Origin of the sequence: Aminobacter sp. MET-1 (genome assembly GCF_026521175.1) — a bacterium.
In the GTDB taxonomy this organism is placed as follows: domain Bacteria; phylum Pseudomonadota; class Alphaproteobacteria; order Rhizobiales; family Rhizobiaceae; genus Aminobacter.
This window is the reverse complement of sequence record NZ_JAMSHL010000006.1, coordinates 219,169-232,818: the sequence shown is the minus strand read 5'-3', so window position 1 is coordinate 232,818 and position 13,650 is coordinate 219,169. Positions and strand designations below refer to the sequence as shown.

14 protein-coding genes are annotated in these 13,650 nt (G+C 63.5%); 7 read left to right on the top strand and 7 right to left on the bottom strand.

Annotation, left to right across the window (positions count from 1 at the left end):
- Positions 1–16: 16 nt before the first annotated feature.
- Genes betA through betI form a run of 4 tightly spaced genes read right to left on the bottom strand, consistent with a single transcriptional unit; the run spans position 17 to position 4,776 of the window.
- A complete protein-coding gene (betA, locus tag NDO48_RS11570; RefSeq protein WP_018426934.1) occupies positions 17–1,669 on the bottom strand; it encodes a choline dehydrogenase in 1,653 nt (550 codons plus the stop codon).
- The gene (locus tag NDO48_RS11565; RefSeq protein ID WP_018426935.1) at positions 1,662–2,660 is read right to left on the bottom strand and encodes a pyridoxal-phosphate dependent enzyme; all 999 of its coding nucleotides are present in this window, start codon (positions 2,658–2,660) and stop codon (positions 1,662–1,664) included. Before NDO48_RS11565 ends, betA begins: the two co-directional genes overlap by 8 nt.
- Entirely contained in the window at positions 2,660–4,189 is a 1,530-nt protein-coding gene (gene betC, locus NDO48_RS11560; RefSeq protein WP_267321490.1) for a choline-sulfatase, read from the bottom strand. The genes NDO48_RS11565 and betC overlap by 1 nt, the downstream gene beginning before the upstream one ends.
- Entirely contained in the window at positions 4,186–4,776 is a 591-nt protein-coding gene (gene betI / locus NDO48_RS11555; RefSeq protein WP_018426937.1) for a transcriptional regulator BetI, read from the bottom strand. The genes betC and betI overlap by 4 nt, the downstream gene beginning before the upstream one ends.
- Before the next feature lie 202 nt (positions 4,777–4,978).
- Here betI and NDO48_RS11550 point away from each other — a divergent pair, with 202 nt between their 5' ends.
- The 4 genes from NDO48_RS11550 to NDO48_RS11535 all read left to right on the top strand — a co-directional run bounded on the left by NDO48_RS11550 (position 4,979) and on the right by NDO48_RS11535 (position 8,484).
- Positions 4,979–6,142, top strand: a complete 1,164-nt coding sequence (locus NDO48_RS11550; RefSeq protein WP_026226983.1) for an acetyl-CoA acetyltransferase — start codon at positions 4,979–4,981, stop codon at positions 6,140–6,142.
- A complete protein-coding gene (locus NDO48_RS11545; RefSeq protein ID WP_018426939.1) occupies positions 6,139–6,867 on the top strand; it encodes an SDR family NAD(P)-dependent oxidoreductase in 729 nt (242 codons plus the stop codon). Before NDO48_RS11550 ends, NDO48_RS11545 begins: the two co-directional genes overlap by 4 nt.
- Before the next feature lie 75 nt (positions 6,868–6,942).
- Positions 6,943–7,947 carry an asparaginase gene (locus NDO48_RS11540; protein WP_018426940.1) on the top strand — a complete coding sequence of 335 codons (1,005 nt, stop codon included), beginning with the start codon at positions 6,943–6,945 and terminating at the stop codon, positions 7,945–7,947.
- Between the two features lie 66 nt (positions 7,948–8,013).
- Positions 8,014–8,484 carry a GreA/GreB family elongation factor gene (locus tag NDO48_RS11535; RefSeq protein WP_018426941.1) on the top strand — a complete coding sequence of 157 codons (471 nt, stop codon included), beginning with the start codon at positions 8,014–8,016 and terminating at the stop codon, positions 8,482–8,484.
- Here NDO48_RS11535 and NDO48_RS11530 read toward each other — a convergent pair.
- The gene (locus NDO48_RS11530; RefSeq protein ID WP_018426942.1) at positions 8,481–8,612 is read right to left on the bottom strand and encodes a hypothetical protein; all 132 of its coding nucleotides are present in this window, start codon (positions 8,610–8,612) and stop codon (positions 8,481–8,483) included. The genes NDO48_RS11535 and NDO48_RS11530 overlap by 4 nt on opposite strands.
- An 80-nt stretch (positions 8,613–8,692) precedes the next feature.
- On the opposite strand from NDO48_RS11530, the gene NDO48_RS11525 reads away from it, so the two are divergent.
- Positions 8,693–10,240, top strand: coding sequence for a helicase HerA-like C-terminal domain-containing protein (locus tag NDO48_RS11525; protein WP_018426943.1), 1,548 nt, complete (start codon positions 8,693–8,695; stop codon positions 10,238–10,240).
- 76 nt (positions 10,241–10,316) lie between these two features.
- Here the strand turns inward: NDO48_RS11525 and NDO48_RS11520 are convergent, their stop codons facing one another.
- Both NDO48_RS11520 and NDO48_RS11515 read right to left on the bottom strand, forming a co-directional pair.
- The gene (locus NDO48_RS11520; RefSeq protein WP_018426944.1) at positions 10,317–11,060 is read right to left on the bottom strand and encodes a L,D-transpeptidase; all 744 of its coding nucleotides are present in this window, start codon (positions 11,058–11,060) and stop codon (positions 10,317–10,319) included.
- Positions 11,061–11,239: 179 nt separating this feature from the next.
- The gene (locus NDO48_RS11515) at positions 11,240–11,902 is read right to left on the bottom strand and encodes a haloacid dehalogenase type II (protein ID WP_018426945.1); all 663 of its coding nucleotides are present in this window, start codon (positions 11,900–11,902) and stop codon (positions 11,240–11,242) included.
- Between the two features lie 140 nt (positions 11,903–12,042).
- Between NDO48_RS11515 and NDO48_RS11510 the strand changes: the two genes are divergently transcribed.
- Complete coding sequence (locus NDO48_RS11510; protein ID WP_018426946.1) at positions 12,043–12,921, top strand: branched-chain amino acid aminotransferase; 879 nt, start codon at positions 12,043–12,045, stop codon at positions 12,919–12,921.
- A 107-nt stretch (positions 12,922–13,028) separates the two neighbouring features.
- A complete protein-coding gene (locus tag NDO48_RS11505; RefSeq protein ID WP_018426947.1) occupies positions 13,029–13,625 on the top strand; it encodes a superoxide dismutase in 597 nt (198 codons plus the stop codon).
- The last annotated feature ends 25 nt before the right edge of the window (positions 13,626–13,650 follow it).

The following is a 13,650-nucleotide window of genomic DNA, read 5'->3' as shown; positions in this document are numbered from 1 at the left end:
TTGGCCGGATGATGCTCTATCTGTCGGAGACCTGCCAGCGCGGATTGATCCACGGCTCCTGGTTGGACGGCGCAAGCGGCGTCCGGCCAAGGATGTGGTCGGCGGCCTTCTCTCCGGTCATGATCGACGGGCCGTTGAGATTGCCGTTCGTCACGCGCGGGAAGATCGAGGAATCGGCGACACGCAGGCCCTCGACGCCGATCACCCGGCATTCCGGATCGACGACGCTGGTCGGATCGTCGGCCCGGCCCATGCGGCAGGTGCCGCAGGGGTGATAGGCGCTTTCGGAGTGCTCACGGATGAAGTCGTCGAGCTGCTTGTCCGACTGCACGTGGCTGCCGGGCGAAATCTCGCTGCCGCGGAACGGATCGAAGGCGGACTGGCCAAATATCTCGCGGGTCAGCCGGATGCAGTGGCGGAAATCGGCCCAGTCGTCGGGATGCGACATGTAGTTGAAGCGGATCTCGGGTTTGTCCCACGGATCATCGGAGCGAAGGGTGATCGCGCCGCGCGACTTCGACCGCATCGGGCCGACATGAGCCTGGAAGCCATGCGACTTGGCCGCCGCCTTGCCGTCGTAGCGAACTGCTGCCGGCAGGAAGTGGAACTGGATGTCGGGATAATCGACACCGGCTTTTGAGCGCACGAAGGCCGCCGCCTCGAAATGGTTGGTTGCGCCGAGGCCGGTCTTGAACAGCAGCCACTCGGCTCCGATCAGCGCCTTGGAGAACGGATTGAAGACCGAATGCAGGGTGATCGGCTGGGTCGATTCCTGCTGGATGTAGAGCTCCATATGGTCCTGGAGATTCTGGCCGACGCCGCGCCTGTCGGCGCGCACCGCGATGCCGTGCTTCTTCAGGTGCTCGGCCGGGCCGATGCCCGAGAGCATCAAAAGTTTCGGCGAATTGATCGAGGAGGCAGCGACGATCACCTCGCGTCTTGCCTTAACGACCTGAATCTTCCTGCGAGCTTCGATCTCGACGCCGACGGCGCGTTGATTCTCGATCACCACGCGCCTGGCGAAACCATTGACGACACGGACATTTCCGCGTTTCAGCGCTGGACGCAGATAGGCGTTGGCGACCGACCAGCGGCGCCCGCCATGGATGGTCTGCTCCATGGCCCCAAAGCCTTCCTGCTTGGAGCCGTTATAGTCCTCGGTCAGCTCGAAACCGGCCTGCCGGCCGGCGTCGACAAAGGCCTGGTAGAGCGGGTTCTTGCGCGGACCGCGCTGCACGTTGAGCGGACCCGAGGTGCCGCGCCAGCCTTCTTCGCCGCCATTCGAGTGCTCCATGCGCTTGAAGTAGGGCAGCACGTCGGCATAGCCCCAGCCGGTCGCGCCCTGTTCGGCCCAGTGATCGAAGTCGTGGGCGTGGCCGCGGACATAGACCATGCCGTTGATCGAGGACGAGCCGCCGAGCACTTTTCCGCGCGGGGTGGCCAGCACACGCCCGCCGAGATGCGGCTCGGGCTCGCTGGAATAGCCCCAGTCGTAGCGGCTCATGTTGAGCGGGATCGACAGCGCCGACGGCATCTGGATCAGCGGGCCGAAGTCGGTGCCGCCGTACTCGATGACGATCACCGAGTGCTTGCCGTCCTCCGACAGGCGATAGGCCATGGCCGAGCCGGCGGAGCCGGAGCCGACGATTACGAAATCTGCTTCAAGCATTGTTCACATGAACCATAAAATCGGCGAGCGAGACGTTGCCGCCGGTTGCGACGACGAGCACGGTCTTGCCGGCCACGTCGACCTTTCCTCCCAGAAGCGCCGCCAGCGACGAGGCGCCCGACGGCTCGAGCACGAGCTTCAGCCGCTCGAAGGCTGTGGTCATCGCTCGGCGGACGGAGGCGTCGTCGACGGTCAGCGCGCGAACATTGGTGGTGGTGACCGCTGCGAAGGGCGCTTCGCCCGGCCGGCGCGCCATCAGGCCGTCGCAGATTGAATTCTCAGCCAATGGCACGGCCGAGACCGCGCCATTGGCCAGCGAGGCGCCCAGGCCGTTGAAGCCTTCGGGCTCGACCGCGAAGACCTGCGTCGATGGTGAAAGGTGATGGAAGGCAAGCGAGATGCCACCGATGAGCCCGCCGCCGCCGACCGGGCAGAGCACGATGTCGGCCCCCACACCCTTGGTTGCCAACTGATCGAGCGCTTCAAGGCCGGCGCCGGCCTGGCCAGCGACGATCTCGGGATCGTCGAACGGGTGGAGCAGGACAAGGCCTTCGGTCTCGGAGATTTCGCGTGCTCTGGCAGCGGCGACCTCTTCGCGGGCGCGGTCGCCATGCTCGGTCAGGACAACGCGCGCGCCATAGCCCTTGGTCGCTTCGCGCTTGGCGGCGGGGGCGTCGATGGGCATGACGATGGTGACGGGGATGTCGAGCGACTGGCCGGCAGCGGCGAGGCCCTGGGCAAAGTTGCCGGAGGAAAAGGCGACCACGCCGCGCTCGGCTTCGTCTGCCGAGAGCTGCTTCAGCCGCCAATAGGCGCCGCGCGCCTTGAACGACCCGGCCCATTGCAGCGACTCGGCCTTGACGAAGACACGCGACGCACCGGTCTCGCGGGCGAGGACGGCGGATTCGAGCAGCGGTGTCAGCTGCGTTGCCTTCGATGTCTCGGCATAGGCCTGGCGAAGCCGGTCGAGGCCTGGAACCTTAGTGCTCATCATTCACCCCTCGGGAAGCGCTTGCTCTCTTCGAGCACGTTGAGGTCCATATGGTTGCGCATGTAGCGCTCGGATGCCTTCTGCAGCGGCTGGAAATCCCATGGGTAGTACGCGCCGTTGCGCAGCGCGGGGTAGATCACCCAGCGGCGCGCCTGACTTTCGCGCACGGCCGCGTCGAAGGCCGCCATGTCCCAGCGGGCGCGGACCTTCGCCATGAAGCTTGCCACCAGACCGGCACGGGTGGGGTCGGCGGCGAGGTTGCTGAGCTCCTGGGGATCCGATTCCAGATCAAACAGTTGCGGCGGGTCGATCTCGCAGTGGACGAACTTGAAACGGCCGTCGCGGATGGCGACGAGCGGTGCGTAGGAGCCTTCGGCCGCGTATTCCATGAGCACCGGGACGGTGCGTTGCTCCCCTTGTGCCAGCGGCAGCAGCGACTGGCCGTCGGTCCAGGGAGCGATATCGGAAAGGTCAATGCCGGCTAGGTCGCACAGTGTCGGCAGGATGTCGAGGTTAGAGGTCGGCGCCTCGATCAACCCGGATGGCAGGCTCTTCCCGGCGACCATCAGCGGGACACGGGCCGAGCCCTCGTAGAAGCACATCTTGAACCACAGGCCGCGCTCGCCAAGCATGTCGCCATGGTCGGAGCAGAACAGGATGACGGTGTCGTCGAGCATATGCGTGCGCTCAAGCACCGACAGCAGTTGGCCGACCTTTTCGTCGATGTAGGAGATGTTGGCGAAGTAGCCGCGGCGCGAGCGGCGCACCTGCTCCCGCGTGATGTCGAAACTGGCATAGTCGCTGGCCAGATAAAGCCGCTGCGAATGCGGGTCCTGCTGATCGGCAGGGATGAAGCCGACTTCGGGATCCAGTGCAGGACAGTTTTCGTAGAGGTCCCAATACTGGCGACGGGCGACATAGGGGTCGTGCGGGTGGGTGAAGGAGACGGTAAGGCACCACGGGCGATGCTCGGCCTGGTCGGAAACGCGGGCGAAATCATAGAGCTTCTGGGTCGCGAGGAAGGCGACCTCGTCGTCATACTCCATCTGGTTGCTGATCTCGGCCGTGCCCGCGCCGGTGACCGAGCCGAGATTGTGGTACCACCAGTCGATGCGTTCGCCTGGCTTGCGATAGTCGGGCGTCCAGCCGAAATCGGCGGGATAGATATCGGTCGTCAGCCGCTCCTCGAAGCCGTGAAGCTGGTCAGGCCCGACGAAATGCATCTTGCCTGACAGCACCGTATGATAGCCGGCGGCGCGCAGATGGTGGGCGAAGGTCGGGATGGACGAGGCGAATTCTGCGGCGTTGTCATAGACGCCGGTGCGCGACGGCAATTGCCCCGACATGAAGGCGGCACGGCCCGGCGCGCAGAGCGGCGAGGCGGTGTAATTGTTTGCAAAGCGCGCCGAACGCGCGGCGAGTGCCTTGAGATGTGGTACGTGCAGGAAGTCGGCCGGACCGTCAGGGAAGAACGTGCCGGCCAGCTGGTCGACCATGACGATGAGGATGTTGGGCTGCGTGGTCTTCATGCGTTGCCCGCCTGCGAGAGCTTGGCTTCGAGATAGTCTTCGACCAGTGCGATGGCGGACGCCGCATTGGGTATGCCGTCGCGCAGGGCCCGGCGAATGTAGAGCCCGTCGATCATGGCCGCTGTCGCTTCGGCGACGCGCTCTGCCTCATGACGTGGCAGCAGGCGGGTAAGACCGCTCATCAGATTCGAGTGCAGGCGATGGGCATAGATCCGCAGCAGGCGGCGAAGTGCCGGCGACTTCTGCGCCTCGACATAGAAGGCGAGCCAGGCGGCGATTGTCTCCGACTGAAACTGCTTGTCCGAGAAATTGACCGCAATGACAGCTGAAACACGGGCACGCGGTGTCTCGGCGACACGCAGTGCCGAAGTCGTGTCGGTCAGAAGTTCGGACAGGAGGTGCCGCATGGTGGCGGCGAGCAGCTCGTCCTTGGCACCGAAATAGTGGTGGGCAAGCGCAGACGAAACGCCGGCGCGGCCGGCGATCTCTGACATGGTCACGTCGAGGCTGCCGCGTTCGCCGATCGCCGAGATCGTCGCGTCGATCAGCGCCTTGCGGCGCAGCGGCTCCATTCCGACCTTGGGCATCCAGTCTCCTCCGGTCTTCAGGGTATTTTTAATTGACTCGTCAATCAATAAAAAACACGGCGCATCTCGTCTCGAATGCGCCATGGAACCCCCATCTGGACCATTGAAAGTCGCCGAAAACTGTTCATATTTGAACGGAATTGAAGGGCGTTGGAATCGCCCGGCAAATGGCGCAACATGTGAACCGCCGATGGAGACGAAGATGACCGCATGCATCGTGGGCTGGGCGCATTCGCGCTTCGGCAAGCTGGAAGGCGAGACGCTGGAAAGCCTGATTACACAGGTTGCCAACGAGGCGATGGCTCATGCCGGCATCGGGCCTGACGACGTCGACGAGATCGTGCTCGGCCACTTCAACGCCGGCTTCTCCGCACAGGATTTTACCGCGAGCCTCGTGCTGCAGGCCGATGACCGTCTGCGCTTCAAGCCGGCGACGCGCGTCGAGAACGCCTGCGCCACGGGTTCGGCGGCGGTGCGCCAGGGCATTCGCGCGGTGAATTCCGGCCAGCGCATCGTGCTGGTGGTCGGCGCCGAGCAGATGACCACGACGCCGGGACCGGAAATCGGCAAAAACCTTTTGCGCGCGTCATATCTGCCCGAGGAGGGCGACACCCCGGCTGGTTTTGCCGGTGTGTTCGGCAAGATCGCCCAGGCCTATTTCCAGCGCTATGGTGACCAGTCCGACGCCCTGGCGATGATTGCCGCCAAGAATCACAAGAACGGCGTCGACAATCCTTATGCCCAGATGCGCAAGGATTTCGGCTTCGATTTCTGCCGTCAGGAAAGCGAAAAGAACCCCTTCGTCGCCGGACCGCTGAAGCGCACCGATTGTTCGCTGGTCTCCGACGGCGCGGCAGCCTTGGTGCTGACCGACAGCACGACGGCGTTGGCCATGCGCCGCGCGATCGCCTTCCGCGCCAATGAGCATGTGCAGGACTTCCTGCCGATGTCGAAGCGCGACATCCTGCAGTTCGAAGGCTGCGAGGTCGCGTGGAACAAGGCGCTGAAGTCGGCCGGCGTGTCGCTCGACGACCTGTCCTTTGTCGAGACGCATGACTGCTTCACCATCGCCGAACTGATCGAATACGAGGCGATGGGGCTTGCGCCGCGCGGCGAGGGTGCCCGTATCGCCATGGAAGGCATCACCGCCAAAGACGGCCGCCTGCCGGTGAATCCCTCGGGCGGGCTCAAGGCCAAGGGTCATCCGATCGGCGCGACCGGCGTTTCGATGCATGTGTTGACCGCAATGCAGCTTGCAGGCGAGGCCGGCGGTATCCAGGTCAAGGATGCCAAGCTCGGCGGCATCTTCAACATGGGCGGTGCCGCGGTCGCCAACTACGTGTCGATCCTGGACCGCATCAGATGAGGCATTCCGCCGTGGTCATCGGCGGTGCGTCGGGCGTCGGCCTTGCAGTGGCCGAGCGCCTGATCGCGGATGGATGGCCGGTGGCTGTCATCGATGACGACGGCGGCGCGCTTGAAGCGGCGGAGGACCAGATCGACAACGACGAAGTCGTGTTCATCGAGGCCGACCCTACTGACGAGGACAATATGGCAGAAGCCTTCGACGAGGTGGTCGACCGGCTCGGCCTGATCGGTGGGCTCGTCTCGATGGCCGGCTTTGCTCGAAACGCATCCGTCGAGGACACCAGCGCCGAGACATTGCGCGAGGCGCTGGAGGTCAATCTCGTCGCGCCCTTCATCGCGGCGAAGGCTGCGCTGGAGCGCATGGGCGCGTCGTTGTCGGTGGTGAGCGTCGGCTCGGTTGCCGGTTTGCGTGCCCACCACGGCCAACTGGCAACGGCAGCGTCCCAGGCGGGGCTCAAGCTGATGTCCGAGGTCCTGGCGCTGGAATGCGGCAATCGCGGTGTTCGCATCAATGCGGTTGCCACCGGCTTCACGGGCGCGGACGGCGTCGGCAATGGCCGGGTCGAACCCAGGCTTGTCCCGCAAGGGCGCTATGGCGAGCCTGAGGAGGTTGCTGCCGCGGTCGCCTTCCTGCTGTCATCAGAGGCCAGCTATGTGAACGGTCACACACTTGCGGTGGATGGCGGATTCCTTGCCTCTGGGCTATCGATTGCCCGTCCATGAGATTGGCTGGTCTGATAGGCTGGTCGCCGTCGACGGACGATTGATCCCCCGCAGGTGCACGAAGGCTTCCCCACAATGACAAATCCGGTTCTGGTCGAGGTCCTGCGCGGCCAACTCGTCGAAAGCGCACATCGCGGTGCGGTGGTCGTCGTCGATGCCGACGGCACGACGGTCTTTGCTGCCGGCGACGCCGACATGCCGGTTTTCCCGCGCTCGGCAGTGAAGGCGATCCAGGCGCTGCCCTTTGTCGAGAGCGGTGCGGCCGACGCCTACGGTTTCGGCGAACGCGAACTGGCGATCGCTTGCGCCTCGCATTCGGGCGAACCCGCCCATGCCGAGCTCGCCAAGGCGATGCTTGCGAAGGCCGGTCTCGGACCCGACGCTCTGGAATGCGGTGCGCATTGGCCCTCAAGCCAGAACGCCACTGTCGACCTTGCCCGAAGCGGTGCGGCCCCGAGCGCCTTGCACAACAATTGCTCGGGCAAGCACGCCGGCTTCGTTTGCACCTGTCATCACCTCGGCATCAATCATCTCGGCTATGTGCGGCCCGAGCACCGTTTTCAGGAGATGATCCGTGAAACGATGGAGGCGGTTACCGGTGCTCCCCACAACGAGACGAACATGGGCATCGACGGCTGCTCTATCCCGACTTTCGCCGTTCCGCTGAAGAACCTGGCGCTAGGATTCGCCCGGATGGTCAGCGGCCAGGGCCTCGCTCCCGAGCGTGCGAAGGCGGCCAGACGGCTGATGTCGGCCTGCATGGCAGAACCTTTCATGGTGGCCGGAACCGGAAGGGCGGATACCGAGTTGATGCAGGCTGCCCCTGGAAGAATCTTCGTCAAGGTCGGCGCTGAAGGTGTCTACTGTGCCGCGCTGCCGGAACTCGGTTACGGCATCGCGCTCAAGTGTGATGACGGCGCTGGCCGGGCGGCGGAGATCATGATTGCGGCAGTGCTGGCCAAGTTGGTATCCGCCGACAGCGGGCTGGCAGCCAAGATGAACGAAGCGGCCAATCCGGTCCTGAAGAACTGGAACGGGATCGAGGTCGCCTCGCTCAGGCCGACCGTAGTATTCGCCTGATCGCGGTGGAGATACGGTCAGTCTAGCTGGCTTGTTATCGGCGGAATGAAGGCCTAGGTTCTTCTTATGAGCAGAGCTTTTACCCGCGAAGACGACAGTGAAAACCAGATCGCCGACATCGGCGAGCGACCGGTGAGCACGTACCGCAACCTGGTGACGGAGCATGGGTTGGCGCAGATCGAAGCCGAGTTGGGCCGATTGCGCGAGGATTTGGCCAAGGCGGAAGGCGAGGCAGACCGCGAGCGCATCGCCACCGTTTCGCGCGACCTGCGCTATTGGCAGGCGCGGCGCGAAAACGCCGAGGTTTCTGTGCCCGAGCCCGACAGCACGGTCGTCCGCTTCGGCATGAAGGTCAGCATCGAGGACGATGACGGCAAGCGCCACGCCTGGCGCATCGTCGGCGAGGACGAGGCGAACGCGGCCAAGGGCAGCATCTCGCATGTCTCGCCCATGGCGCAGGCAATGTTTGGCAAGGGGGTAGGCGAGGTCGCCACCGTCAACGGCCGCGACTGGGAAATCGTCGAGATCCGCGTCTAGCCTTCAATTGCAACCGCGTGGTCGCGGAAGAACGCGGCCGCCCCGGCTTCATCGATCTCGACTGCGGCGACGCCCATCAAAAAAAGATCAAGCTCACAGTTGTCCGCTGCGCTGACCGGATGAGCCATTGTGGCATGTGAGGGCGGCCACTATACCTTTGGGGTGGCCGCGTCGCGGTCGGGACACAGCATTGCCGGAGACAACGCCCATGGCGCAGGACGACAGCATTTTCATCGGTGCCAGCCGCAAGCCTGATGACAGCTATCAACGGCCCGAGGAACTGCTGCTGAAATACGGCAACCGCCACGGTCTCGTCACCGGCGCCACCGGCACCGGCAAGACGGTGACGTTGCAGGTCCTGGCCGAAGGCTTCTCGAATGCAGGCGTGCCGGTTTTCTGTGCCGACATCAAGGGCGACCTTTCGGGCATCGCCATGATGGGCGAGGCCAAGGACTTCCTGGTCGCCCGCGCCCAGGCGGTGAAGCTCGATCCTTACGAATTCCAGGAATTCCCCGTCATCTTCTGGGACCTGTTCGGCGAGCAGGGCCATCCGATCCGCGCCACCATCTCCGAGATGGGGCCGTTGCTGCTGTCGCGCCTGATGAACCTCTCCGAGGCGCAGGAGGGCGTGCTCAACATCGCCTTCCGCATTGCCGACGAGGAAGGCCTGCTGCTGCTCGACATGAAGGACCTGCAGGCGCTGCTCGCCAACATCGCCGAGCGGGCCGAGGAGATCGGCGCGCGCTACGGCAATGTCACCAAGCCGTCGGTCGGCGCGATCCAGCGCTCGCTGCTGGTTCTGGAACAGCAGGGTGGCAATCACTTCTTCGGCGAGCCGGCGCTCAAGATTTCCGATATCATGCGCACCACGCGCGACGGCCGTGGCGCGATCAACGTGCTGGCCGCCGATAAGCTGATGATGAACCCGCGCCTTTACGCGACGTTCCTTTTGTGGCTGCTGTCGGAACTGTTCGAGGTGTTGCCTGAGGTTGGCGATCCCGACAAGCCGAAGCTGGTGTTCTTCTTCGACGAAGCGCATCTCTTGTTCGACGAGGCGCCGAAGATCGTCGTCGATCGTGTCGAGCAGGTGGTACGCCTGATCCGTTCGAAGGGCGTGGGCGTCTATTTCGTCACCCAGAACCCGCTCGACGTTCCCGAAACCGTGCTGGCCCAGCTCGGCAATCGTGTCCAGCATGCGCTGCGCGCCTATACGCCGCGCGAGCAGAAGGCGGTGAAGACGGCTGCCGAGACGTTCCGGCCAAACCCCGACTTCAACTGCGCCACCGCGATCACCCAGTTGGGCACCGGCGAGGCTCTGGTCTCGACGCTCGAGGCCAAGGGTATACCTTCTATGGTGCAGCGGACCTTGATCCGTCCGCCGGCATCGCGCCTGGGCCCGGTCACGCCGGAAGAGCGCCGCAAGCTGATCAACGAAAGCCCTGTCGCCGGCCAGTACGACCAGGCGGTTGATCGCGAGTCGGCGTTCGAGATGCTGCAGAAGAAGGCGGCTGCCGCTCAGCAGGCGCAGCAGGAGGCTCAGCAGGCCAACACCGGCGGTGGCAGCGGCTGGACGATCCCCGGCTTCGGCAATGATGGCGGATCCCAGACCTCGGGTGGAAATGCGCCGCGTCCGCGTACGTCAAATCGCCAGACTGTGACCGAAGCTGCCATCAAGTCGGTGGTGCGCTCGGTAGGCTCCTCGGTCGGCCGCGCGCTGGTGCGCGGCATCCTCGGCAGCCTGAAGAAGGGCTTCTGAGCAAGCTTCCCGGCTTGCAGAAACAAAAACGGCGCGTCGATGACGCGCCGTTTTCACTGTTCCGCTTGTTGCGCGGTCAGGCCATGCTGAGGCCGTTGGTGACCAGGATCGGCGTCTTACTGGGGACGCGGTCGTAAAGATCCATGATGTCCTGGTTCATCAGGCGCACGCAGCCCGACGACACCGACTTGCCGATGGTCCACCATTCCGGCGAGCCATGGACGCGGTAGAGCGTGTCTTCGTTGTTCTGGAAGATGTAGAGCGCACGGGCGCCGAGCGGGTTGTTCAGGCCCGGGGCCATGCCGCCATTGCGGGCGCTGTACTTCTCGAGTTCGGGCTGGCGGCCGATCATCTCGTCTGGCGGGGTCCACTTCGGCCAGGTGCGCTTCCACTGGATGACGGCGCGGCCCTGCCAGGCAAAGCCGGCGCGTCCGAGGCCGACGCCGTAGCGCATGGCCTGGCCGTTCTCACGCACGAGATAGAGGTAGTGCGTCGAGGTATCGACGACCAGCGTGCCGGGGCGCTCGCCGGTGGGGTCTGCAACGATCTGGCGAAGGAACTGCGGCTTCACCTTCTTGACCGGGATGCCCGGCACTTCATAGCCCTCATCGGTGACCGGGCCGTACATGCTGACATAGTCGCCACCGAAACCGGGATCGATGTTGACGGGCGGCGGTGCCGGTTGCGGCGCGTCGACGATCTGGCCACCGCTATTGACGGTGGTGCAGGCGGAAAGTGCGGCGGTTGCCGCTCCAGCCGCTGCAAGATTCAGGAATCCGCGGCGGGTCAGGCTACGGGATGGCTCGGTGATAATGGGCATGACTGCGATCTGGGCTTCCGTTCGAAAGGAATGGTGAATTAAAAGGAAACTGTCTGCGTCCCCTTAACGCTCACGGTGATAAGCGGGTCCAAATCAGACCTTAGGGTGGACAAAGCATGGCGACGGTGTGACAGGCCAATCACTGTTGCGTTATGGCAACAATGCTGTCCTATGGATGGCTAACCAATTGTAACTAAACCTTCCAGTGAGGGCAGGATCAGCGACGGTGGAAGATCCCGATACTCGTCGGGCTGGTCGCTGCGATTTATCCAGACAGTGCGGAAACCGAACTTGGAAGCGCCTGCAATGTCCCAGCGGTTGGACGACTGGAATGACACGGCATCGGGATAGAGGCGCCAGCTGCTGCAGACCAGGTCGTAGACCGACTGGTCCGTCTTGAAGCGGCGCACGGCATCGACCGAGAAGATCTCGTCGAGGATGAGATCGAGGCCGGCCGAGCGCACTGCAGCTTCCAGCATCGCCGGCGAGCCGTTTGAAAGGATCGCGAGCCGGGCGCCATTGTCCTTCAAATTGCGCAGGACAGCAGGCACCTCCGGATAGCAGTCGAGCTGCCAATAGGCATCGAGCAGCTTGCTGCGCAGCGCCGGGTCTGCTGAGGGCACCTTGCGGAAGGCGAAATCGAGGGCCTGTTCGGTAAGCTGCCAGAAATCGCTATAGGCGCCCATCAGCGTCCGCACCCAGGAATATTCGAGCTGCTTGGCCCGCCATATGTCGGACAGCAGCTGGCCGTCGGGCCCGATGTCCTGGGCGTGCCTGCGGACGGCGGCGTGGACGTCGAACAGGGTGCCGTAGGCGTCGAATATGTAGGCAGAGTGGCGCATGTTCGTGGTTTTCCAACGACTTGCCGCGCAGTGCAAGCCGAACTGTCGACTGGCTCCAACAAATCGGCGGCCTGCCCGTTGACGGGGCGGGCCAAAGTCTCTTCCATTGCAGCCATCAAGGAAATGACGGGACAACCAAGATGACGCTAGCGGCGGCTGCACAATCGACCACCTGGACCTATGTCGACGGTGACTGGTACGAGGGCAACGTGGCGATCGTCGGGCCGCGCAGTCACGCCATGTGGCTTGGCTCGACCGTATTCGACGGCGCGCGCTGGTTCGAGGGCGTGGCGCCCGATCTCGATGCGCATTCGCGCCGCGTCAACGCCTCGGCGATAGCACTCGGCCTCAAGCCGACCATGTCGCCTGAGACGATTGCAGGCCTGACCTGGGATGGCCTCAAGAAATTCGACGGCAAGACGGCGGTCTATATCCGCCCGATGTATTGGGCCGAGCATGGCGGCTACATGGGCGTGCCGGCCGATCCGGCTTCGACGCGTTTTTGCCTGTGCCTTTACGAGTCGCCGATGATGGAGCCGACGGGCTTCTCGATCGGCCTTTCGCCGTTCCGCCGGCCGACGCTCGAAACCATGCCCACCAATGCCAAGGCAGGCTGCCTCTATCCGAATAACGGGCGCGCCATCCTGGAAGCCAAGATGCGCGGCTTCGACAATGCGCTGGTGCTCGACATGCTGGGCAATGTCGCCGAGACCGGCTCCTCCAACATTTTCCTGGTCAAGAATGGCGTGGTGTTTACGCCTGCGCCGAACGGGACCTTTCTGTCGGGCATCACGCGCAGCCGCGCCATGTCGCTGCTTGCCGAAAAGGGCATGACGGTCGTCGAGAAGACGCTGTCGGTGCGCGAGTTTCTTGAGGCGGACGAAATCTTCTCGACCGGCAACCACTCCAAGGTGGTCCCGATCACCCGTATCGAAGATCGAATTCTCCAGCCCGGACCGGTAGCAAAAAAGTCGCGCGAGCTATATTGGGAGTGGGCCCACTCGACCGGCAAGGCCTGAGTGCAGACAAAGAAAAAACCCGTTTCGCATCTGTTGCCGCATCCTGTGGCAACCTATCTCTACCCGGCATAGACATGCCGTGAATTGCCAGCAAGGGAGTATGAACCATGGCTTTTGAATTGCCCGCATTGCCCTACGACTACGAGGCGCTGCAGCCCTTCATGTCGAAGGAGACGCTGGAATTCCATCACGACAAGCACCACAAGGCTTATGTCGACAACGGCAACAAGCTGGCAGCGGAAGCCGGCATGGAAAACCTGTCGCTCGAAGAGGTGGTGAAGCAGTCGTTCGGCAAGCATGCCGGCCTGTTCAATAACGCTGCCCAGCACTATAACCACGTCCACTTCTGGAAGTGGATGAAGAAGGCTGGCGGTGGCAACAAGCTGCCGGGTGCCCTGCAGAAGGCGATCGACTCGGATCTCGGCGGCTACGACAAGTTCAAGGCTGATTTCATCGCTGCCGGCACCACCCAGTTCGGCTCGGGCTGGGCCTGGCTTTCGGTCAAGGGCGGTAAGCTCGAAATCTCGAAGACCCCGAACGGCGAGAACCCGCTGGTTCACGGCGCGACCCCGATCCTGGGCGTCGACGTGTGGGAGCACTCCTACTACATCGACTACCGCAATGCCCGTCCGAAGTACCTCGAGGCGTTCGTCGACAGCCTGATCAACTGGGACTACGTGCTCGAGCTCTACGAAAAGGCTTGAGCCCAGATCGTTTTTCCAGGCCGCA